Genomic DNA, 20,099 nt, shown 5'->3' with positions numbered 1-20,099 from the left:
ATCGCTGAATTGCCATTATTACTAAAAAATTTCCGAACAAGTAAGCGCTGATTGCGTTATTCATCACGCCGCACACCACGACAAGCAGGGAACCACGTGTCTCGACTCACTGATCTACTCGCCCGAGCCAAGTCGAAGGACGCACAACTGGGTGCGGATTTGGAGCGTGAGTTCAAGGCGCTTTCCTCCCGGCTGCCATTTGGCCTGAACTTTGAGCGTCACTGCCCGGAGGCCGTCGAGTTGCCGCTGCGTCCGGTTCGCAAGGGCGATAAAGTGCGCGTGCTGCCGGAGCGCGGCTCGGTCAAAAAAGGCGACAAACGCCTGTGGCAGGTTAAGGTCATCAATAAAGCCAAGAATCTGGCCGACTTGGAATTGCTGGACACAACAGAAACCGAGACACAATCGGTATCACTGGAAGATCTGGTCGTGGTGGCTGAATTCCGCGACACGATCTATCCCGGTTTGGTCAGCACCGGCAAGGTTACGCGCGGCGGCGACAAGCCGTTCCACACCGTCATCAATGGCGAGAACTATCACGTACTGAAGGCGCTGACCTACACGCACCCGGGCAAGGTGGACGCTATCTACATTGACCCGCCCTACAACACCGGCGCGAAGGACTGGAAATACAACAACGACTACGTCGAGGGCGATGACCAGTACCGCCACAGCAAATGGCTGGCGATGATGGAGCGACGTTTGGAGGTTGCCAAGGTGCTGCTGAATCCGGCGGATTCGGTGCTGATAGTGACCATTGACGAAAAGGAATATCTGCGTTTGGGGTTACTGCTGGAGCAGATATTTCCGGAAGCACGAATTCAAATGATTTCGTCGGTTATCAACCCGAAAGGAGTACCACGCGATGGATTTTCGCGTGTGGACGAGTACATCTTCGTTGCACAGTTTGGCTCCTCTAGAATTGTAGGGGATATCAAAGAAGGAAGTGGTGGAACAGAGGTTCGGTGGCGAGGTTTGACGAGAACGGGCGCGAACGGCGTCCGAAGTAAATCGCCGGGTGCCTTCTATCCGATCTACTTCAATAGAGCAGGCAAAATTGTTGAAGTTGGCGATGCTTTGCCAATAGAACAAGACGTAAACTCTGTGGCCCCACAAAAAGGGCTCATTGCCGTGTGGCCCACACCCCGTCCTGATGGTGAAGATGGGAGATGGTCAGTCATTCCCGAAAGATTGAGGGAGTTGATCAAAATCGGGGCAGTTAAAGTTGGGAGAGTAAACTTTACTGAAGGGCAGTTCCCGATATTCTACCTAACGTCCGAGCAGCTTTCAGCAATTGAAGCTGGCGAGTTGGAAGTACGAGGAAAGACGTCAGACGGTGTATTGCAAGTATACTATCCTGAGGAAGGAGGGCGAGTTTCGGCTCCTCGAACCCTGTGGGACAACGTAAGCCATAGTGCAAGTGAACATGGTTCTGGGCTACTTAAAACGCTGCTACCTGGACGCAAGTTTCCTTATCCAAAATCGCTTTATGCGGTTGAAGACGTGCTTCGCCTTTCCGTTCGAGGGAAACTCAAGGCTATCATCCTCGACTTCTTCTCTGGCTCCGGTACCACAGCCCACGCTGTGATGCGCCTGAACCGCCAGGATGGCGGTCACAGGCAGTGCATTTCCGTCACCAATAACGAGGTTGCCGCAGACGAACAGAGGGCACTACGTGAGAAGGGCCTGCGTCCCGGTGATGCCGAATGGGAAAGATATGGCATCTGCGACTACATCACCAAGCCGCGTGTCGCGGCGGCGATCACGGGCAAGACCCCGGGTGGTGAGCCAATCAAGAGCGATTATAAGTTCACCGACGAATTCCCGATGGCTGAAGGTTTTGAGGAAAACGCCGAGTTCTTCACCCTGACCTATGAGGCCCGGAACGCTGTTAACCACAATCTGGCGTATGCGCGCATCGCGCCCATGCTTTGGCTGCGGGCTGGTGCCCAAGGCCGACGCATTGACAAATTACCTGCCGGGGGCTGGGCGGTGGTGGACACCTATGGTCTGTTGAGCGAGGTCGATCAAGCCACTCCGTTCGTTCAAGCGGTGAAACAATCCAGCGGCCTGCGCATCGCCTACATTGTCACGGACGACGACCGGCGTTTCCAGTCCATTGCCAAGCGTTTGCCCGAGGGGGTGGAACCGGTGCGCCTGTATGAGTCCTACCTGTCCAATTTCAGCTTCGTGAACGGGGAATAAAGCATGAAGTTTACCCTCAAGGATTATCAGCGCGACGCCGTGCGCGATGTCCTCAATCATCTTCGAAAAGCACGCAGCCGATGGCATGGCGAGTCCGATAAGACGGCATTTTCTCTGACTGCGGTCACTGGTGCGGGTAAAACCGTGATGGCGGCCGCTGCGTTCGAGGCGCTGTTTTACGGCGACGACGAATTCGATTTTGAGGCCGACCCCAGCGCTGTGGTGATCTGGTTCAGCGATGATCCGTCATTGAACGAGCAGACCCGCTTCCGCCTGATGGAAGCCAGCGACCGCATCAAATACACCGATATGGTTGTGGTGGAAAATACCTTTAATCGCCCTAGATTTGAGGCCGGTAAAATCTATTTTCTCAACACCCAGAAGTTAAGCAAGAATAGTCTGCTGGTACGCGGCCATGATCTTGAGGAATTGGAGGCCAGGGCGGGGGCATTGCTACCGGCGATCCGCCCCGACCTTCGTGCCTACACCATATGGGACACGATTCAGAACACCATCGACGATCCGGATTTGACCTTGTACCTGGTGCTGGACGAAGCGCACCGTGGCATGGGCAATGCGACGATTAAGGAAAAAAACACCATCGTACAGCGCCTGATCAACGGCTCTGGCAGTGTGACCGGCATACCGGTGATATGGGGAATTTCGGCGACGGTGGAGCGTTTCAACAAGGCCATTGAGTCCGCGGGTAAGCACAGCAAGCTGCCAAACGTGGTAGTGGATGCGGTGAAAGTGCAGGAATCCGGCCTTATCAAAGACACCATATTGCTGGACATTCCCACAGAGACCGGTGATTTCGATACCGTACTGGTGCGGCGTGCTACGGATAAGCTGAAGGAATCAACTGTCGCCTGGTACGAATACGCCAAGCAGCAAGAAGAAGCGCGCGTCGTTGTGCCTTTGATGGTGTTGCAAGTTCCCAATACACCTGACCCGAACGAGATTGGGCGGGCACTGGAAACCATCTTCGAGCGCTATCCCGAATTGCCGGCTGCTAGCGTGGCGCACGTTTTTGGCGAACACAGCACGCAACGATTCGGAACTCGCGACGTACCTTACATCGAGCCGCAACGCGTTCAGGACTCCATCTGGGTGCGTGTGTTGATCGCCAAGGATGCCATCAGCACTGGTTGGGACTGCCCTCGCGCTGAAGTGATGGTGTCCTTCCGCGCCGCCAGCGATCGGACCCACATCACCCAATTGCTGGGGCGGATGGTGCGCTCGCCGTTGGCTCGCCGCATTCCAGGCAACGACCGACTGAATGCAGTGGATTGTTTGCTGCCGAAATTCAACCGCAAAGCGGTCGAAGAAGTTGTCGATGTCTTGATGAAGGGTGATGATTCGGCCCCGCCTTCCGGTCGCATTCTCATCGAATATGTGGAGGTGAAGCCCCACCCGGACGCGTCAGCAGTGGTTTGGGAGGCTTTCGAATCCTTGCCATCGCAAACCCGCCCGCAGCGTGGCGCGAAACCGGCAAAACGCTTGACGGCATTGGCTCACGAGTTGGCATCTGACGGTATCCTTGCTGATGCGGGCAAGCTGGCCCATGGGGTGATGCACAAGGCTCTAGACGCATTTCAGGAGACTCAGAAAGAAAAGATCGAGGCCAAGCGCAAGTCAGTGTTGACAGTGGATGGCGAGACGGTCGTCACTGATATGAAAGGCAAGGCGAAAACTTTCGACGAATTCTGGGAGGATGCAGATGTCGCAGTGGTTGACGATGCCTTCAGGCGCGCGGCGCGAATTTTCAGTCCGGACATCGCACGTACCTACGTCGAGCATTTGGCGAAACAGATCGCTAACGTGGACGATGATCCAGAAGAGTTTCTTGAGGCCATCACCGAGGCTCGTGTCACTGTCGCGGGTTTAGGTTTGGTTACCGAGATTCAACCATACTTCGATGCCGAAGCCGACAAGCTTGCAAAGGCATGGCTGAGGACTTATGGGCCGCAGATCAAGAAGCTTTCGGACGACCGCAAGGAATCCTACCGGCAGATTGTGGAGATGAGCACCGAGCCGCAGAATGTGGATTTGGCCAAGCCTGAATCTCGCTATGAGGCCACCAAGGCACGTGAAAACGACCAGATAATTACGCTCCCAACCTGGCAGCGCCATCTGCTTGCCGACAAGGACGGCAAATACCCAGCCGAGTTGAATGATTGGGAGCGCACCGTTGTTGAGACCGAGTCCAATCGCGCCGGTTTCCGTTTCTGGTATCGCAATCCGCAGCAGCCGGGGCAATCCTCGCTGGGGATCGCCTACGTCGAAGATGAACAGTTCAAGATCGTCCGCCCGGATTTCATTTTCTTTGCTGAGCAGGATGGCAAGGTGGTTGCGGATTTAGTCGATCCGCATGGACTGCATCTGGCTGATGCGCTGCCCAAGCTTCAGGGGCTGGCTGCCTATGCACAGGAACACTCAAGCTTTTACCGTCGTATCGAATCGGTTGCTGAAGTTGGCGGCAAGTTGCGTGTGCTGGATCTGACCCGTGCCGATGTTCGTCAGGCGGTAATGAAAGCGTCGGGCGCAAAGAGCTTGTTCGAAGGCTTATTGGCTGCTGACTATGCATGACCTCATCACGTTGCTCCGGTGACATATCATGTCACCGCAATATCCAATGCTTGGGCATGGATTTCGGACCCAGCCGACCGCTCGGCCGCCGCTACCTGAAAAGCTTCGCGGGCGGTATTGCGGACAAGCTCTCCGCCTCGGCGGAGCATTATGCGTATTTGGCATGGGAACACCGGGTTCAGCGAGTGACCATCGATCTGCTTTCGCTGACAATCGATCCGCCCGAGTTCGACATTCCCCGGAACCGGAATCTCGCCTGGATGTGCCAAGAGAGCCTGCTAAGCAGCGTACATCAGCTATTTCCGCCCGCCAAGGTCGTTAAGGCGGCTCTGACTGCTGATTTCGATATTGTCTTGCCGTGGCCCGACTCGCCTGGCGGCCATCTCGGTCCATCGGTTTTTACCGTGATCATGACGGATGAACGGGGCAAAGAATGGCGGGGCGAGAATCGCAGAAAAGATACACTGATGTCGGCCTAGCTCTTATTCTTGTAAGCGGGAAACTCTACCCGATGACGTGGGTCTGTTTGCGTGTGGTGAGTGCCTGAGCCCGATCAGGGAAAGACCCTGACCGGGCCTTCGGCAATGCCTGAGCGTTTCGCTGTTCTTGGCCAAGACCGCATCATACTCATCATTTTGTTCGACATCGGGCTGGTTCAATTCCTGAAAAAGCTCGTGCAGCGTTTGTTATTAAATACCGGTATTTACTTATATATGCCTCTATATTATAAACGTAAGGAATGGCTGCGTATTCTCCGTCCGAAAAAATCCTGCAATATGCCCGGAAATCGGGGGCGTTTCGTCCCCGTGACCTTGCGGCGTACGGGATAGCACCGGTCTACCTCCAGCGGCTTGTGCGGCAGGGCAAGCTCGATCGGACAGGGCGAGGTCTATATAGCCTCCCGAAATTCCGGGTGACGGAGTTCCATTCCCTGGCGGAAGCGGGCAAAAAAGTGCCGAAAGGTACGGTATGCCTTCTGTCTGCGCTTCGTTTCCATGGCCTGACCACTCAGGCGCCATTTGAGGTGTGGATTGCAGTCGATGTAAAGGCGCAGCGACCGAGGGTCGATCACCCGCCGCTTCGGATCGTCCGGTTTTCGGGTAATGCGCTCGCCGAGGGTGTGGAACTCCACCGGATCGAAAATATTGATGTCAGGATATATTCGGCAGCCAAGACCGTGGCTGATTGTTTCAAGTACCGGAACAAGATCGGGCTTGAAGTCGCCCTCGAAGCCCTGCGCGACTATCTACGCAAATACCGGGGAAAGACCGATGATCTGTGGCGGTATGCTGCCGTCTGCCGTGTTCAGAACGTGATGCGGCCGTACCTTGAGGCGATGACGTGACGAAGAGGAATCCCGTGACCAACCCTGCTTTTCGGAGCCACTTCGAGTGTTAATGGGGGGAAGGTCAAGGTCAGGTCAGGTCAGCCAACCCAAAATGTCATGGCATGGGCTCGTAATGTTGCTGGATCGGTAGGGCTTTTGGCGACTTCTCGGATCAGCTGCGCCTCCACCACCTTCCAGAAAAGTCGCCTATACCCCACCTCTTTGCTTTGCGGGCCGCTATCCTTTATAAGTTGCCTATAGCCGACTTCTATGGCGAAGCCGGTCGTTATGATGAGAAAGTCGGTTAAAGAAGACATTATGCCCAAGCGTCGTCGCCATGCGACGACGGGGGACGACCCCATGCTGCTGGAGCTGGGCGATACCATCCGCGCGTCCAGAGTCCGCGCGGAAATGACCCAGGAGGAACTGGCGCTCGTGTCGGGCGTAGGGCGGGAGTTCATCATCCAGCTGGAAAACGGAAAGCCGGGCGTTTCGCTTGGAAATACCGGCCGGGTGATGCGGGCGCTCGGGCTCCGGCTCAGGGCGCTGGAGAAATAGCTGTGCTGAAGGTCTGGCATGAAACCGAACCGGTCGGCACGATCATCGCTGACAAGCGGCGGCTCCAGTTCACGTACGATCCCGCCTGGCTGAAGGCGGATGCGGCCTTTCCGCTGAGCCCCCGCCTTCCGCTCCGGCCGGAGCCTTACGACAACGACCCGGTCGCTCTGTTCTTCAGCAATCTGCTTCCGGAAGGACCGGTTCTTTCCGCAATCCTTAAGCTCAAGCAGATTCCGGCTGGTGACTTGTACGCCCAGCTGGAAGCGCTGGGGGAGGACGCAGCCGGCGCCTTTTCGATCACACCGGGTGGCGTGAAGCGGACGCGAAAGGCGTCTTATGCGCCTTATTCTCCGGCCATGATCCGGGCGGATATCGAACGGCTCGGGAAACGGCTCCCGTTACTTGCGCAGCACGGCGAACTCAGGCTGTCGCTGGCGGGTGCGCAGGACAAGATCCCGGTGAAATGGGATGGCGGCAAGTTCTCGTTACCGAAAGACGGCGCGGCGTCTACTCATATTCTCAAACCGGCAATCCAGCCCGTTTCGGATATCCCGGAGTCGGTCGAGAACGAGGCGTTTTGTCTGGCACTTGCTGCCAGGGCCGGCCTGAATGCGGTTGGGGCCGAAACAGTCCGTTTGCCGCCGGACGTGCTGGTGATTCGCAGGTACGACCGGACCATAGAGAAAAACCGGATCAGGCGCTTGCATCAGCTCGACTTCTGCCAGCTCGCTGGAGTCCTTCCGGACCAGAAGTACCAGCGGGACGGAGGGCCGGGTTTCAAGGACATCTTCGACCTGATTAACCAGCACACAACAGTACCGGGCGTGGATCAGCTCAAGGTGATCGACTGGGTGATATTCAATTTCCTGATTGGAAATGCAGACGCCCATGGAAAGAACCTGGCCTTGCTGGCCGGTGAGGGAGGCCGTATGCGGCTGGCGCCGTTCTATGATCTGCTGAGTACGGCCGTCTACCGGGAACTGGACCCCAAAATGGCCATGTCCATTGGCGGCGAATACCGGGCTGAGTGGGTGCATGAAAAGCACTGGCGCAAGTTCGCGGCCGATGTGAAGGTGATGCCGTCCTTGCTGAAGAAGCGGAGCGCGGAACTGGCGGCCCGCGTAATGACGGAGGCTCCAAATGCCGCCGGCCAGCTGGGACTACCAGCCAGCAAGGGAATCATCCGGAAGATCATTCTGGAGATCCGGCGCCGGGCCGGATGGCTGGAAGCCCATCAGGAAGGGCTGTGAAGCGGCCTCAATCCCACTTTTCCGCGTCGATCATTTTCATCAGGTTGCGCTTCGCCTTGTGCGCGGTTTTCACGGACGCGAGAACCTGAATGAAATCGTCTGTGCGTTTAGCCGGTTTCAGGGTGTGCTGGATCCGGCGCAGGAGTCTGACCGCTTCCTTGTAACTGTCGTTGCCCGTGATGCGGAGCGTTTTTTCGAGCTGGGTCTGATAGATACGAACCGCGTCATCGGGATGGGGCTTCTCGCGGTTTTCCGCAAGCTGCTGCCATAAATAGTCATAGCAGCCGCCGGCGTTGGCGATTGTCCAGGCTTCTTCGGGTTTACCTTCCCAGAGCAGGATTTCGACCTCTGCGGACCGGCCACCACGGGATCTTTGGGCCTCCTGCTGCATGGTCTTCCCCTGAAGATGATCCCACGTGCGTTCGCGCCATTCCGTCCACCGCTTCGCCTGGTCCGCCTGAACTTTCAGGAACCGGTAGCTTTCCAGACCGGGATGCCGCTCGAACATCTGCCAGGCAATGGGAAGTGCGTCGCCGGCCTGTTTGCGGCGGAAATACTCCTGACAGAGAAAAACGGCGAATTCGTGGTCGCGATATTCGGGCAGATCCTCCCAGCCGCGCCGGGCCCATTCGAGGGCGGAATCCCGGTCTCCGTTTTCGAGGCACAACTCGAATATCTTCCGGTAACGGTTAGGCATCGACAGGTCGAGGGAGAGGATCCGGACCTTCCGCCGCCAGTCTTTCTCCTGTTCCGCGAGCTTCAGCATGACCTGTTCGAGGCGGGCGCGACGCCCATACTGTTCGGGATCCTTGCCGCCGGGGCCGATGGGTTTCAGGGTTTTCCATTCGGCCTCCGCCAGTTTGCGGTATTCCTTGAGTCTGCGTGTTCCGAGAACCTCCCGGTAGGTTTCCAGGGCGCCGTCAAAGGTTTCCCAGCCGCTCTGGAGTTCCATCCGGAAAAGTCTTCCGGCAAGTTTCACCGGGTCGGGCCGGGCCTTCCGGCAGGCTTCCAGATGAAGCTCTTCGAGCCTGTCGATGACTGGATGGTATTGCCCGTCGCTGTCGTCGATGCCATCCAGGCGTTTCTCCGCAGCCTTGATCGCGGATTCCAGCCGCTCAACGGTGATTTCGTCTTGAGGGACGCGGCGCAACACTTCCGCCAGGGAGTCGACGATCTGGTGAATCTTGCGGCTATAGCCAGTCGCCCGCGCCCAGTTCACGAACTTCCCGCCGGACAGAAACGCCTTCTCAAGCTTGTCGAACAGGATGGCCGTACCGCTCTCCGATGACGTTTCGGTCAGAAGGTCGATGTAATCGGCGAATTCGGGGTTCTGGTGCCGGGCTGCCAGGACGATCTCCAGCAGCTCCCCACGGGAGCGGGACTGAAGCCACTGCTCAGCGGACGGCGTGGCGCGACCGCTATCCGGTTCCGACATCGCCGCCAGTGCGGCAGCGACGCAATGCTTGCAGAACAGGCCGTCATCCCCGACGGGGCAGGTGCAGGAATGGGAAACCTTTTGGCCGTCGAGGCTGATGGAGACCCGGTAGGTATCGGTCCCTTCGACTCTGGCGGCCAGGCGGTTCCCCGAAAGTTCCAGTTTCGTCACCTGCCCTTCGGCAAAATATTTCTCCCCGCGGGCGAACATCTTCGGGTCGCCCGCCAGCTCGCGGATGCGGTCATAGGGAAGAAAAGGCCCCGTCATTCCGGCGGAATAATTCGCGGTGCTGGTCCGTTTCAACTGTCTCGGGGGAGGGGGAGATTTGGATCTTGAGAACGTCACACATTACTTAACCACAGGTTGAGTTTCGTAAGTGAGCGATCAGGGTCTTGGTATCAGCTTATCTCATACTATTCGCAGGACAGGCACAGGCGATACCCGCTTATGTTCGCTGACAGCCCAAGTTATTTCGTCGTAGAAGCCCCGGCCGACGGACCGGCCTCTTCCGGCCTCAATGTAAGGCTCTAATAGCGGCCAAATAAACGGACATGGATGATCTATGAAATAGTATAAGTATATGATAATAATGAAATTATCGTGGGCACGAAAGCGGACATAAAACGGCCTGTTCGGGCCGCTGAAGACCGGGGTGAAAACCCTTCGCTCATGGAGCCGATGCGGATCGGCGACGGTTCCCGTCACCGGGCCGATTTGTCGGATATGGCACTGCAACTTGCGGCCCGGTCAGCCGGCTTTCGGAGCAGCCTGCCGGCTGGTGTCCGGGCTGCGCTTGCAGCTCTCGTCCGGTCCATGAACTGCTACTTCAGCAATCTCATCGAAGGCCACGATACTCACCCGGTCGATATCGAGCGGGCGCTGAATAACGACTACAGCGACGACAGCCGCAAGCGGGATCTCCAGTTCGGAGCGAAGGCGCATATCGCCATTCAGAAGTGGATCGACGAAGGCGGGCTTTCGGGCCGTGTGGCGAAGGTGGATGGCATACGCGACATCCACCGCCGGTTCTGCGAAGCATTGCCGGAGACTCTCCTGTGGGCGGAGGATCCGCAAACGGGAGAGCGTCACAGGGTCGAACCGGGCGAATTCCGGAAGCACGACGTGAAAGTCGGCGGCCATATTCCGGTGAGTCCGGGTTCACTGCCCCGGTTTATGACCCATTTCGAAGAGGCCTATGTGCGGCTTGGGAAAGTCGATTTGATTGTCTCGACCGCTGCTGCCCATCACCGCCTGTTATGGGTTCATCCATTCCTGGATGGAAACGGACGTGTCGCACGGCTGATGTCGCATGGAATGCTGCTGGAGACGCTCGACACGGGCGGGGTCTGGTCGGTCGCCCGCGGGCTCGCCCGGAGCGTGGAGAAATACAAGAGTCTTCTGGCCAATTGCGATCTACCGCGGCGGAACAGTCTCGACGGACGGGGAAACCTGAGCGAGGAGGCGCTTGCGGACTTTACCCGGTTCTTCCTGGAGGTTTGCCGTGATCAGGTCGCCTTTATGGGGGAACTGGTGCAGCCGGAGCGTCTGAGCGTTCGAATCCGCCTGTGGGTGGAAGAAGAAATCCGCTTGGGACGGCTTCCGCCTAAATCCGGTAGCGTTCTGGATGCGATTCTGTACCGGGGGGAGCTGCCTCGCTCCGACATCGCCTCCGTAGTTGGTGCCAGCGACCGCCACGGCCGCCGGATCGTTTCCTCGCTGGTGGAGAACGGCGTTCTGTCATCCGAAAGCCCGCGTTCGCCACTACGACTTGTGTTTCCGGCCAGACTGGCATCGCGGTGGCTTCCGGGGCTTTTCCCCGACCGGTTCTGATGGTTTAGATCTCCTGCCAAAGGGCAGGGACCGTCATGGCTATGTTACTGGCCCAGGCGGTCCAGATAGTGCTTGTATCTCCAGGTCCGGTCGCGTCCTCGGCCGGTTTCTTCAATCAGAATACCGATGCTCTCAAGGACGTTGATTGCCTTGGCCGCAGTCGGTTTGGTCGTTTGCAGAGCCCTCACGACGGCCGGCATCGTGACCACCGGACGGCGCGGGAGTTCTTCAAACAGGCGGATACTCATTACCGAGCTGTCCTTTGCCTTCAGCAGTTTCGCCCGGTCGCGGCTGACGACTGCGAACAGTTCTCGTGAAGTGTCCACTGCTTCATCGGCAATTTCTGCAATTCCAGTAAGGAAGTAGCCCAGCCAGCTTTCCCAGTCGCCTTGGGTTCGCACCCGGTTCAGCCGGTCATAATAGTCACGTTGGTTCCGTTTGAAATAAAGACTCAGATAAAGGAGCGGTTCGGAAAGCAGTTTCCATTCTTCGAGGAGAAGCGTGATCAGGAGCCGTCCGATACGTCCGTTTCCGTCGAGATAGGGATGTATGGTCTCAAACTGTACATGGATGAGTCCGGCCCGGACGAGGGGAGGAAGTGCATCGTCCTTGTGGATGTAGTTTTCCAGGTTACTGAGAAGTCCGGCGAGCCGATGTGGGGGCGGAGGTACAAATACAGCAGTTCCCGGCCGATTGCCGCCAATCCAGTTCTGGCTTCGACGGATTTCGCCGGGCTGTTTACTCCTGCCCCGCACGCCTTTGAGAAGACGTTTGTGGGTTTCGTTCAGCAGCCGCATAGAAACAGGTAAACCTGTCGCTTTGGCGAGCTCGGCCCGGGCGTATTTGAGCGCATCCAGATAATTGCAGACTTCCAGAATATCCGTTTCGTCTGCGCCGGAAAGCGATCCGCCGGCTTCGAAATTGAGGAGGTCCATCAGAGTCGCCTGCGTACCCTCGATCTGGGACGACAGAACGGCCTCTTTTCGCATGAAAGCGTACAGGAACCACTCCTTTGAAGGGATCATTTCACCAGCCAGTTCAAGCCGTGCAAGGGACTGTTCGGCCCGCTGAAGTGCAGTAGCCAGTTCGCCTTCGATGCGTAAAGGCGGATCCTTGGGGGGCAGGGGTAAAGGAACAAACGCGCCGACCTTCTCGCCTGCGACAGCAGTTTCCTCGTTGTGGCCGGACGTGCGCATGGCAGCTTGGTAAAGGATCCTTTCCTAACGGATTTCGCTAGTAAAGGATCCTTTACTAAGCATCCGGCAAAGTAAAGGATCCTTTACTTTGAAGAACGGGCGGTTGAGGGCAATCAAAATACATCGGTGGAGCGGTAATCGGCTCTTTAGTACGCGCAAAAACAGGCAACCAGGAGCCGCCAGTGTGCCGCCAGCTCGTCCAACTAGATCCGACGGCGCCGGGTATCTAACCCGGCGCCGTGCATGCGACGCCGGTGTGTTGTGCGCCGTTGATGTGCCGTCAGTGTGCCGCCAGCCCGTCCGACGGGTTCCGACTGCTCCAGAATCGGGCAAACTGGATCGGAAAAATTACTAAGCAAAATTCTGCAGTTAGTTGGCCAAGACCGCGAAATTGCTCATCTATGTGGCAGCGCCCAGGTGGTTCAATTCCCGGCGCCTCCACCAGATTCTTTATTCCGTTCGGACATCCGCTTCCGGTCGGCAAGGCATCGTCATCAGACAGTGACAAAAGTCCTTCTGGAACTGCTCGGGGGCAGGGATAGTGTCTTGTTTGGAGGTAATAGCCAATGGCTGAAGCAGCTTCCCATGAGTTCCGATGCAAGCTGAGATGGACCGGAGGTGCCAGCGGTACTGCTTTCGACTATGGTAGCTTCTCCCGCGATCTTGCGCTGGAAGTGCAGGGCAAAGCACCGATTACCGCCAGCGCCGCGCCGGGCTACAAGGGCGATCTGTCAAAACACAACCCCGAAGATCTTCTCATGGCGTCCCTCGCCGCCTGCCATGCACTTACCTATCTGGCCATCTGTTCCCTGTCGAAGGTGAGGGTGCTGGCCTATGAAGACGAAATATCCGGTACGCTCGAAAAGTCTGGAGAAGTCATGAAGTTTACCCATGCCACCCTGCGTCCGAGGGTAACTATCGCCAGCGTCGACGACGAAAGCCGGGCACTATCCCTGCATGAGAAGGCTCATCAGCAATGTTTCATCATGAACTCGGTGAATTTCCCTGTTGCGGTCGAGGCCAGGATAGTCGTCGCTGGCTGAGATCATGGGGTATCCAGATGTTTCCATTTCGGGCATTGGAATTGATGTTGTCGATGTGAGCCGGCTCCGCCGGTCCTGCATGCGGCGGCCGGCAGTTATGCATACTGCATTCACTGCCAGCGAGCATCGAAGTGCTTTACGGCTGACTGAAAGCGCCCGGTGGCGACGTGTGGCCGGAATCTGGGCCGCAAAGGAAGCATTCTACAAATCAGCGGGGCCACTGCAACGGCGTTTTGGCTGGAAAGACCTGGAGATCCGCTCGACTGGCCGGAGAGCACCCGAATTCGTCTTTTCCCGGCGGCTCGGATCGGAACTCCGGAAACTTGGCATGTTGCGTGTGCATCTTTCGATTACCCATGACGGCGGTATTGCGGCTGCTTTTGTTGTTATCGAGCACGGAAAACTGGCCTGACATCGATCATAAGGAAGCCCCAGACTGCCGGTTACAAAGAAGGAAGCGTACAAACACGGGGTAACAGAATGGCTGTCCAGCGGAGAAAGCCGGCAAAGCGGAAAAGGACTTCCGCCCGGCCCCCCAAAAGGGGCCCGGGGGTTCCTGCTTCTCGCGACCATGCCCTGTCGCTGGTCCGGGAAATGATGCTGATTCGCCGGTTTGAGGAGAAGGCCGACGAGCTGTACAGCCTCGGCAAGATCCGTGGGTTTCTGCACCTGTATATTGGAGAAGAGGCGGTTTGCGTGGGCGCCATGCGCGGTCTCACCTCCGACGATTCGGTTGTGGCGACTTACCGGGAACACGGGCATGCCATTTCAAGGGGCATTTCTCCCGGCACTGTCATGGCGGAGATGTACGGGAAAGTAAACGGGTGCAGCCGGGGACGCGGCGGCTCCATGCACCTGTTCGACGTCTCGCGGAAGTTCTATGGGGGCCATGCGATCGTAGGTGCCGGGATCCCGTTTGCAGTGGGACTGGCCCTTGCCGACAAAATGGAATCGAAGCCGCATGTCACTGCCTGCTTCTTCGGAGACGGTGCCGTCGACGAAGGCGAGTTTCATGAGTCCATGAATATGGCCTCGCTCTGGAAGCTGCCTGTTCTTTTCATCTGCGAGAACAACCTCTACGCCATGGGAACCGCTCTGGATCGGCATGAGTCTGTGCGTGACATCGCCGCCCACGCCCGTGTCTACGGGGTTCACGCCGAACAGGTTGATGGCATGGATGTGCTGGCTGTCGAAGCCGCCGTCGAGCGCAACGCAAAGGCGATTCGCCGGGACGGTACGCCGAGATTTCTGGAAATCCTGACTTACCGGTTTCGGGGGCACTCCATGGCCGATCCGGTTCTCTACCGGAGCAAGGAGGAGGTTTCGGAATGGATGACCCGGGATCCCATTTCTTCGTTCCTGCTACTCCTCCGCAATGCCGGCCTTGTTGGCGATGTGGACGTGGAAAAACTTGAGAAATCGGTCGCTGCAGAAATCGATGAGGCGGTCCGGTTCGCCGAGTCGGGTGAGTGGGAAGCGGTGGAAGACCTGACACGTGATGTCTACACGCCCGCAGGAGCCCGGTCATGAAGATGACCTACCGGGAGGCGGTCAGGGAGGGACTCCGCCATGTCCTGAAAAGCGATCCGCGGGTTTTCCTCATGGGTGAGGATGTGGGCCGCTACGGCGGGGCCTTCGCTGTCAGCAAGGGGCTGCTCGCCGAATTCGGGCCCGACCGGATCCGGGACACTCCCCTGTCGGAGTCCACCTTCACTGGCGCCGGTATTGGTGCTGCCATCGGTGGTATGCGTCCCATCGTGGAGATCATGACCGTCAATTTTAGTATGCTCGCGCTGGACCAGATCGTGAACTCTGCCGCCGCTCTCAGACACATGTCGGGCGGCCAGATAAGCGTGCCGCTTGTCGTGCGCATGGCGACTGGTGGCGGCCGCCAGCTCGCCGCCCAGCACTCCCACAGCCTTGAGGGCTGGTACGCCCATGTGCCCGGTATCAAGGTGCTGGCTCCGGCCACACCAAACGATGCCCGCGGCATGCTTGTTGCCGCGATTGAGGATCCCGATCCAGTCTTTATCTTCGAGCATGCCACGCTCTATCCGGTCGAAGGCGAAGTGGATGATCCCTTCCAGCCTGTTGATATCAGTCGTTCCACCATCCGGCGGGCTGGTACGGATGTCTCGATCTTCGCTTATGGGGGCTCTCTCGGGAAGGCGCTGCAGGCGTCGGATGATCTCACCACCGCGGGAATCAGTGCCGAAGTGGTGGATATTCGCGTCCTGAGGCCGCTTGATGAGGCGACAATTCTCGAATCCGTATCCCGGACCCACCGTGTCGTGGTTGTGGATGAAATGTGGCGTACTGGCAGTTTTGCCGGAGAGATCAGCGCCCTGATCATGGAGAAGGCCTTTTACGATCTGGATGCACCGGTAGTCCGGGTCTGCAGCGCCGAGGTGCCGATGCCCTACGCCAAGCATATGGAAGCGGCCGCCCTGCCTCAGACCGCTAACATTGTTGCCGCGGCACAGGAGATTCTGGGCCGTCATGGCTGAGTTTGTCATGCCGAGCCTTGGCGCCGACATGGGCGAGGGGAAACTTGTTGCCTGGCGGAAAAAGCCAGGCGACGCGATTCGTCGGGGTGAGATCATTGCCGAAGTGGAAACCGACAAGGCAGCCGTGGATGTCGAATGCCATATTAATGGAGTGATCGAGCGATTTCTTGTCGAACCCGGACAGAAGGTTCCGGTCGGGACGGTCCTTGCCCTGATTCGCACCGCTGCCGAAAAAGAGTCCTCTCTTCCGGTTCCGCCGGCACCAGCGGCCATGCTTACGGAAAAACCTACCCCCGCAGCTCCAGTAAAAGCTCCAGCAATATCTCCGACAGCACCCGCGCCCACTGCTTACCGCCCGCAGATCACCGCGGCAGAGTCGCGGTTACGGATATCTCCCTATGCTGCAAGGCTCGCAGCAGAACTCGGCCTAAGCCTCAAGGGCATGGCTGGAACAGGCCCCGGCGGCGCCATTTCAGCCCGTGATGTCGCGGCAGCAGCTTCCAGCAAGCAGTCCGGAACCGGCTCCGCAGTTATCCCAGCCATTGAAGCCGATACGCCACATGTCCGGATGCGGCGGGCCATTGCGGCATCCATGAGCCGGTCGAAGCGGGAGATTCCGCACTATTATCTTTCGCAAGCCATTGATTTCACTACTGCTCTCGACTGGGTCACGTCGGAAAACGGGAAGCTACCGGTGGAAAAACGGATGATCCATGCTGTCCTGCTGCTCAAGGCTACGGCTCTCGCCCTGCGTGAAGTTCCGGAACTCAATGCGCTTTGGGAGGACGGCCGTTCTGTTCAGAAAGAAAATATCCATGTGGGAGCGGCAATTTCCCTGCGCGGAGGCGGACTTATCGCTCCGGCACTGCACGACACCGACAAGGCTGATCTTGCCGAACTGATGCAGCGGTTCCGTGATCTTGTGAAACGGGGCCGGGCCGGCAAGCTGAAAAGTTCGGAAATGACCGATCCCACCATTACCGTCACCAGCCTGGGCGATCAGGGAGTGGATTCGCTGTTTGGTGTCATTTACCCGCCGCAAGTGGCGATCGTCGGGTTTGGAGCACCCATGGAACGGCCTTGGGTGAGAGACGGAAAAACAGCTTTACGCCGGGTGATTACTGCGACCCTTTCGGGCGATCACCGGGTAACTGACGGACACCAGGGCGCCCGGCTTCTGGTTGCCATTGATCGGATACTTCAGGAACCGGAGAAGCTGAGATGAAGAATGAGGATATCCAGAAAGCTATCATGAAAGCCCTGGGCGATATCGCTCCTGATGCCGATCTGGGTTCACTCAGACCGGATCGTGACATGCGGGAAGAACTGGATATCGATTCGATGGATTTCCTCAATTTTGTCGTGGCGCTCAAGGAGGCGCTGGGCGTGGAAGTTCCCGAAGCTGATTATGAAAAGATCCTGACCGTCAACAACTGCATTGTCTATCTGGCAAAGCGGGCCGGCTAGCAGAGGTGCGGGTATGCTTGAGGGTTACCAGCCAATCCGGAAGACCGAAAGCGACCGATCCGGTGCCAATCTGAAAGACTACGATGGCACCCGACGGACCTTCACATGGGACGAAGCAAAGAAGCTGGTTACTGGCCTGCCTGGAGGGGGGGGGCTCAACATCGCATATGAAGCGGCCGACCGGCATGCGACCGGTTCCAATGCCGGGCACACAGCGATCCGCTGGCTGGGGAAGCACGGGACGAATCGTGATATCACCTATGCCGAACTGTCCTCACTGTCGAACCGTTTCGCTAATGTCTTGGCATCGCTTGGAGTTGCGGCAGGAGAGCGGATTTGCGTGCTGATGGGCCGCGTCCCGGAACTGTATATTTCAGCCATAGGCATCCTGAAGCACCGGGCCGTTTTCTGCCCCATGTTCTCGGCTTTCGGCCCGGAACCAATTCAGACCCGGGTGTCGATCAGCGGGGCGACTGTTCTGATCACCAGCGAGAGCCTGTACCGGAAGAAAGTCGCCCAGATTCGGGAAAAGCTTCCGGCGCTCCGGCATGTGATTCTCGTGAGTGATGAAGGGGGTGCGGTCAGCGAGCCGGGTTGTCTCGACTTCGCCACTCTTATGTCCGGCGCTTCGGATTCCTACGAGATTGGTCCGACCGATCCTGAGATGCCCGCCATTCTCCATTTTACGAGCGGCACCACCGGTACGCCGAAAGGTGCTATCCATGTCCATCAGGCGGTTGTGGTCCACCAGCTTACGGGCAAGTTTGCACTGGACCTCCATCCAGACGATGTATTCTGGTGCACGGCCGATCCTGGCTGGGTGACCGGCACTTCTTACGGTATCATCGCGCCGCTTACGCTCGGTGTGACGAACATTGTCGACGAAGCCGATTTCGCCGTGGACCGGTGGTACGGCATTCTTCAGGAGCAAAAAGTCACCGTCTGGTATACGGCTCCCACGGCTATCCGGATGCTGATGAAGGCTGGCGAAGAGCCGGTGAAAAAATATGACCTATCCAGGGTCCGGTTTATGGGAAGTGTGGGTGAGCCGCTCAATCCGGAGGCTGTAGTCTGGAGCGAGCGAGTGCTTGGAAAGCCTTTCCATGACAACTGGTGGCAGACCGAGACCGGGGGGATCATGGTGGCGAACTATGCCTGCATGGATATCCGCCCGGGCTCAATGGGCCGACCGTTACCCGGCATCGAGGCGGCTCTGATCGCAAAGCAGGAAGACGGCAGCCTCAAAATTATCACCGAACCCGGCGTCCAGGGCGAACTGGCGCTGCGTCCTGGCTGGCCGTCCATGTTCCGGGGTTACTGGAATAACGAGGAGCGTTACCGGAAGAGTTTTGCCGACGGATGGTACCTGTCGGGAGACCTCGCATTACGCGATGCCGATGGATACTACTGGTTCGTGGGCCGGGCCGACGACGTCATCAAAACAGCGGGCCATCTCATCGGCCCGTTCGAGGTTGAAAGTACCCTGATGCAGCATCCCTCGGTCGCAGAGGCAGGTGTCATCGGTAAACCCGATCCCGTGGCGATGGAGGTCATCAAGGCATTCGTGACGCTGAAGAAGGGAATTATTGCGAACGACAATCTGAAGCGCGATCTGATGGCCTTTGCCCGCAAGCGGCTCGGCCCGGCCGTTGCTCCCCGCGAAATTGAGATCCGCGACTGGTTGCCCAAGACCCGGAGTGGCAAGATCATGCGGCGGCTCCTGAAAGCGCAGGAACTGGGCCTTCCGCCAGGGGACATCTCAACGCTTGAAGAACAGAGCTAGCGTAGAGGGCAGACCAAAACTGGCGAAGGACAGTCAGTATCTCGTTTGATGGAACGGTGCCCGTATTGAGGCGGCTATTCTATCGTTCGTAGGACCGGTCTTCCTGGGCAGCCCATCTCCCATTGTAGACCGTCCATTCACCCTCATCGACGTCGACTTCGGGCCTGAGACCGGATTACTGCAATGCGTAGGGCTGAACCTCGGCGATGGGCTCTTGCCGGGTGAGCCGGTTGGCGTAGGCAACGGCCTCGATACGTGAATGGACCCGGAGTTTTCTGAAAATATTCTGGATGTGGTTTCTCGCCGTAGCCCTGCTGATGGAGAACTGTCTGGAGATATCGCCTGTTGTTGCACCGGCCCGCAGAAGTTCAAGAACCTGCAGTTCCCTTGATGTCAGCTTGCTGATCAGCGCCGGGATTACCACGGAGGTCGACAGCTTTGAGCGGACCAGTTCGTTGCGAACAAGCCCGTCAATCTGGTGAGCCACCGTGGTGTCCCGGAAAAAGTGGACAGTTGCAGTGGGCCGCCCCCCTTTTCGAGGGAGGGAGAGACTGCTGACATCAAGCCAGACAGGTTCTCCGGTATTGGTATGGGTCAGCATGTCGAAGTGCTGAACTGGTTCTCCCTCGCCGAGTTGCATCTTGATGGGGCACGGCCAGCCGCAAAGCCTGTTGCCGTTATAGTCACGTCCGCAGAAAATATCCCGGCATGGCCGGCCGATGGTTTCCTGGGCGGAGTATCCCAGGATACGCTCCGCTGCCGGGTTCCAGAACAGAATTCGACCCGTTGCACCGCTGGCCCAGACGCCGTCAGCCGTATCAGCAAAGAGCACCCAAGGTTCTGCTGGCCGTTTCACAGTCCTTCTAACCCTGATTACTCCATTATCCCCTCTGCACAGCAATCCATATGATG

The 20,099-nt window shown here is 57.7% G+C and carries 18 protein-coding genes; 15 read left to right on the top strand and 3 right to left on the bottom strand.

Going from position 1 to position 20,099, the window contains the following annotated elements; all coding sequences use genetic code 11:
- The first annotated feature begins 96 nt into the window (after positions 1 to 96).
- From KIT79_00920 to KIT79_00890, 7 genes are all read left to right on the top strand, one after another.
- Entirely contained in the window at positions 97 to 2,202 is a 2,106-nt protein-coding gene (locus KIT79_00920; GenBank protein ID MCW5827852.1) for a site-specific DNA-methyltransferase, read from the top strand.
- A gap of 3 nt (positions 2,203 to 2,205) precedes the next feature.
- A complete protein-coding gene (locus KIT79_00915) occupies positions 2,206 to 4,791 on the top strand; it encodes a DEAD/DEAH box helicase family protein (GenBank protein MCW5827851.1) in 2,586 nt (861 codons plus the stop codon).
- A 56-nt stretch (positions 4,792 to 4,847) separates the two neighbouring features.
- The gene (locus KIT79_00910) at positions 4,848 to 5,270 is read left to right on the top strand and encodes a hypothetical protein (GenBank protein MCW5827850.1); all 423 of its coding nucleotides are present in this window, start codon (positions 4,848 to 4,850) and stop codon (positions 5,268 to 5,270) included.
- A 60-nt stretch (positions 5,271 to 5,330) separates the two neighbouring features.
- Positions 5,331 to 5,621: a hypothetical protein gene (locus KIT79_00905; protein MCW5827849.1), complete on the top strand. Its 291-nt coding sequence runs from the start codon at positions 5,331 to 5,333 to the stop codon at positions 5,619 to 5,621.
- Positions 5,531 to 6,136 (top strand): type IV toxin-antitoxin system AbiEi family antitoxin domain-containing protein, encoded by a 606-nt coding sequence (locus tag KIT79_00900; protein MCW5827848.1) that lies wholly within the window; start codon positions 5,531 to 5,533, stop codon positions 6,134 to 6,136. The genes KIT79_00905 and KIT79_00900 overlap by 91 nt, the downstream gene beginning before the upstream one ends.
- A gap of 342 nt (positions 6,137 to 6,478) precedes the next feature.
- Positions 6,479 to 6,676 carry a helix-turn-helix domain-containing protein gene (locus KIT79_00895; GenBank protein ID MCW5827847.1) on the top strand — a complete coding sequence of 66 codons (198 nt, stop codon included), beginning with the start codon at positions 6,479 to 6,481 and terminating at the stop codon, positions 6,674 to 6,676.
- A 2-nt stretch (positions 6,677 to 6,678) separates the two neighbouring features.
- Positions 6,679 to 7,926, top strand: a complete 1,248-nt coding sequence (locus KIT79_00890) for a type II toxin-antitoxin system HipA family toxin (protein MCW5827846.1) — start codon at positions 6,679 to 6,681, stop codon at positions 7,924 to 7,926.
- Positions 7,927 to 7,933: 7 nt separating this feature from the next.
- Here KIT79_00890 and KIT79_00885 read toward each other — a convergent pair whose 3' ends face one another.
- A complete protein-coding gene (locus KIT79_00885) occupies positions 7,934 to 9,664 on the bottom strand; it encodes an SWIM zinc finger family protein (GenBank protein MCW5827845.1) in 1,731 nt (576 codons plus the stop codon).
- A gap of 366 nt (positions 9,665 to 10,030) precedes the next feature.
- Between KIT79_00885 and KIT79_00880 the strand changes: the two genes are divergently transcribed.
- Positions 10,031 to 11,191, top strand: coding sequence for a Fic family protein (locus KIT79_00880; protein MCW5827844.1), 1,161 nt, complete (start codon positions 10,031 to 10,033; stop codon positions 11,189 to 11,191).
- A gap of 44 nt (positions 11,192 to 11,235) precedes the next feature.
- On the opposite strand, the gene KIT79_00875 is transcribed toward KIT79_00880, so the two are convergent.
- Positions 11,236 to 12,387: a Fic family protein gene (locus KIT79_00875; protein ID MCW5827843.1), complete on the bottom strand. Its 1,152-nt coding sequence runs from the start codon at positions 12,385 to 12,387 to the stop codon at positions 11,236 to 11,238.
- A 566-nt stretch (positions 12,388 to 12,953) separates the two neighbouring features.
- Between KIT79_00875 and KIT79_00870 the strand changes: the two genes are divergently transcribed.
- From KIT79_00870 to acsA, 7 genes are all read left to right on the top strand, one after another.
- The gene (locus tag KIT79_00870) at positions 12,954 to 13,430 is read left to right on the top strand and encodes an OsmC family protein (GenBank protein MCW5827842.1); all 477 of its coding nucleotides are present in this window, start codon (positions 12,954 to 12,956) and stop codon (positions 13,428 to 13,430) included.
- A gap of 4 nt (positions 13,431 to 13,434) precedes the next feature.
- Positions 13,435 to 13,842 (top strand): holo-ACP synthase, encoded by a 408-nt coding sequence (locus tag KIT79_00865; GenBank protein ID MCW5827841.1) that lies wholly within the window; start codon positions 13,435 to 13,437, stop codon positions 13,840 to 13,842.
- A 68-nt stretch (positions 13,843 to 13,910) separates the two neighbouring features.
- Complete coding sequence (pdhA, locus tag KIT79_00860) at positions 13,911 to 14,960, top strand: pyruvate dehydrogenase (acetyl-transferring) E1 component subunit alpha (protein MCW5827840.1); 1,050 nt, start codon at positions 13,911 to 13,913, stop codon at positions 14,958 to 14,960.
- On the top strand, positions 14,957 to 15,937 hold the full coding sequence (locus KIT79_00855) for an alpha-ketoacid dehydrogenase subunit beta (GenBank protein ID MCW5827839.1): 981 nt from the start codon (positions 14,957 to 14,959) through the stop codon (positions 15,935 to 15,937). The genes pdhA and KIT79_00855 overlap by 4 nt, the downstream gene beginning before the upstream one ends.
- On the top strand, positions 15,930 to 17,162 hold the full coding sequence (locus KIT79_00850; GenBank protein ID MCW5827838.1) for a 2-oxo acid dehydrogenase subunit E2: 1,233 nt from the start codon (positions 15,930 to 15,932) through the stop codon (positions 17,160 to 17,162). Before KIT79_00855 ends, KIT79_00850 begins: the two co-directional genes overlap by 8 nt.
- Complete coding sequence (locus KIT79_00845) at positions 17,159 to 17,404, top strand: acyl carrier protein (GenBank protein ID MCW5827837.1); 246 nt, start codon at positions 17,159 to 17,161, stop codon at positions 17,402 to 17,404. Before KIT79_00850 ends, KIT79_00845 begins: the two co-directional genes overlap by 4 nt.
- A 13-nt stretch (positions 17,405 to 17,417) precedes the next feature.
- On the top strand, positions 17,418 to 19,187 hold the full coding sequence (gene acsA, locus KIT79_00840) for an acetate--CoA ligase (protein ID MCW5827836.1): 1,770 nt from the start codon (positions 17,418 to 17,420) through the stop codon (positions 19,185 to 19,187).
- 175 nt (positions 19,188 to 19,362) lie between these two features.
- Here acsA and KIT79_00835 read toward each other — a convergent pair whose 3' ends face one another.
- Positions 19,363 to 20,088, bottom strand: a complete 726-nt coding sequence (locus KIT79_00835) for a PAS domain-containing protein (protein ID MCW5827835.1) — start codon at positions 20,086 to 20,088, stop codon at positions 19,363 to 19,365.
- Positions 20,089 to 20,099 lie beyond the last annotated feature (11 nt).

It is taken from the genome of Deltaproteobacteria bacterium, assembly GCA_026129095.1.
In the GTDB taxonomy this organism is placed as follows: Bacteria; JAGRBM01; JAGRBM01; order JAGRBM01; family JAHCIT01; genus JAHCIT01.
The sequence above is the reverse complement of the archived record's forward strand: the minus strand, read 5'-3'. Positions and strand labels throughout refer to the sequence as shown.

Excerpts from the sequence above, each read along its gene's own strand:
- KIT79_00895 (MCW5827847.1), top strand. The coding sequence starts at position 6,479 with ATGCTGCTGGAGCTGGGCGATACCATCCGCGCGTCCAGAGTCCGCGCG.
- KIT79_00850 (MCW5827838.1), top strand. The coding sequence starts at position 15,930 with ATGGCTGAGTTTGTCATGCCGAGCCTTGGCGCCGACATGGGCGAGGGG.
- KIT79_00880 (MCW5827844.1), top strand. The coding sequence starts at position 10,031 with ATGGAGCCGATGCGGATCGGCGACGGTTCCCGTCACCGGGCCGATTTG.
- KIT79_00915 (MCW5827851.1), top strand. The coding sequence starts at position 2,206 with ATGAAGTTTACCCTCAAGGATTATCAGCGCGACGCCGTGCGCGATGTC.
- KIT79_00875 (MCW5827843.1), bottom strand. The coding sequence starts at position 12,387 with ATGCGCACGTCCGGCCACAACGAGGAAACTGCTGTCGCAGGCGAGAAG.
- KIT79_00910 (MCW5827850.1), top strand. The coding sequence starts at position 4,848 with ATGGATTTCGGACCCAGCCGACCGCTCGGCCGCCGCTACCTGAAAAGC.
- pdhA (MCW5827840.1), top strand. The coding sequence starts at position 13,911 with ATGGCTGTCCAGCGGAGAAAGCCGGCAAAGCGGAAAAGGACTTCCGCC.
- KIT79_00845 (MCW5827837.1), top strand. The coding sequence starts at position 17,159 with ATGAAGAATGAGGATATCCAGAAAGCTATCATGAAAGCCCTGGGCGAT.
- acsA (MCW5827836.1), top strand. The coding sequence starts at position 17,418 with ATGCTTGAGGGTTACCAGCCAATCCGGAAGACCGAAAGCGACCGATCC.
- KIT79_00855 (MCW5827839.1), top strand. The coding sequence starts at position 14,957 with ATGAAGATGACCTACCGGGAGGCGGTCAGGGAGGGACTCCGCCATGTC.
- KIT79_00865 (MCW5827841.1), top strand. The coding sequence starts at position 13,435 with ATGGGGTATCCAGATGTTTCCATTTCGGGCATTGGAATTGATGTTGTC.
- KIT79_00870 (MCW5827842.1), top strand. The coding sequence starts at position 12,954 with ATGGCTGAAGCAGCTTCCCATGAGTTCCGATGCAAGCTGAGATGGACC.
- KIT79_00900 (MCW5827848.1), top strand. The coding sequence starts at position 5,531 with ATGGCTGCGTATTCTCCGTCCGAAAAAATCCTGCAATATGCCCGGAAA.